This window comes from Bifidobacterium cebidarum, assembly GCF_009193305.1.
Lineage (GTDB): Bacteria > Actinomycetota > Actinomycetes > Actinomycetales > Bifidobacteriaceae > Bifidobacterium > Bifidobacterium cebidarum.
This window is the reverse complement of sequence record NZ_WBVS01000018.1, coordinates 1-1,365: the sequence shown is the minus strand read 5'-3', so window position 1 is coordinate 1,365 and position 1,365 is coordinate 1. Positions and strand designations below refer to the sequence as shown.

1 protein-coding gene is annotated in these 1,365 nt (G+C 63.2%); it reads left to right on the top strand.

Translation table 11 applies throughout. The features are described 5' to 3' along the window. On the top strand, window positions 1-1,365 hold a 1,365-nt coding region (gene ptsP, locus F7D08_RS09695), incomplete at both ends, for a phosphoenolpyruvate--protein phosphotransferase (protein WP_152210431.1).

The window sequence follows — 1,365 nt, the reverse complement described above, 5'->3', positions numbered from 1 at the left end:
GACACCGCCGACCACGCTGTGGAACGCCGCGTGGTCGACGACCCGAAGGCCGAAGTGGAACGCTTCCGCACTGCCCGTGACACGACCGTAGCCCAGCTCAAGCAGCTGCGCGACAAAACGGCGGCTGAATTCGGCGAAGGTGAGGCCGAACTGTTCGATGCTTACCAACTCATGCTGCAGGATCCGGATTATGTGGAAAGCATCGAAGACCTGATTGCACAGAGCAAGGTGAACGCCGAGTATGCGGTCAACAGCACCGCCGAACAGTTCGCCGCCATGTTCGCCGCGATGGACAACTCCTACATGCAGGCGCGCGCCGCCGACGTCAAGGATGTCTCCCGCCGCGTAATCAACGTGCTCGAAGGACGGCGCGGCGGCACTGCGGCAGACACAGACGGCGATAGCCACATCATCCTCGCCGAGGACCTGGCCCCCAGCGAGACCGTACAGCTCGACCGTGCCAAGGTCCTGGGCTTCGTGACCGCCAAGGGCTCCGCAAACTCGCACACCGCGATCCTGGCCCGCACGATGGGTCTGCCCGCCATCATCGGCATCGGCGACGCGTTCAGTCCTGACGACGATGGTCATACCGCAGTGATCGACGGCACCAGCGGACTGGTGTTCGTCGACCCGGATGATGCCACCCTCGCCGAATACCGCGGCAAGAAGGCCAAGTACGAAGAGCATCTGCGCCTGCTGCAGGAGCTTAAGGGCAAGCCCACCGAAACCAAGAACGGCCAGCAGGTCCGCCTGTACGCCAACATCGGACGTCCCTCCGACGTGACCGCCGTGCTGGACAATGACGCCGAAGGCATCGGACTGTTCCGCAGCGAGTTCCTGTACCTGGAGAGCGAGGACTGGCCGACCGAGGAGTTCCAGTTCAATGCATACAAGGAAGTCGCGCAGAAGATGGGCGACCGCCTCGTCGTCATCCGTACGCTCGACATCGGCGCTGACAAGCAGGTCGGCTACTTCAACCTGGAGCACGAGGACAACCCCGCCCTCGGCTACCGTGCCATCCGCATCTGCCTGACCCGCCCGGAGATCTTCAAGGTGCAGCTGCGCGCCCTGCTTAGGGCCTCGGTATACGGCAACATCGCCATCATGCTGCCCATGATCACCTCCGTGCAGGAGGTGCGCGACGCCAAGAAGATCCTCGACGAGGTCAAGGAGGAGCTGCGCGGTGAGCACATCGACTTCAACGAGCACATCCAGGTCGGCATCATGATCGAGACGCCCGCCTCGGTGATCATGGCCGACGAACTGGCCGCCGAAGTCGACTTCTTCTCCATCGGCACCAACGACCTGACCCAGTACACGCTGGCCTGCGACCGTCAGAACCCGAACCTCGGCCGCTTCGCCGAC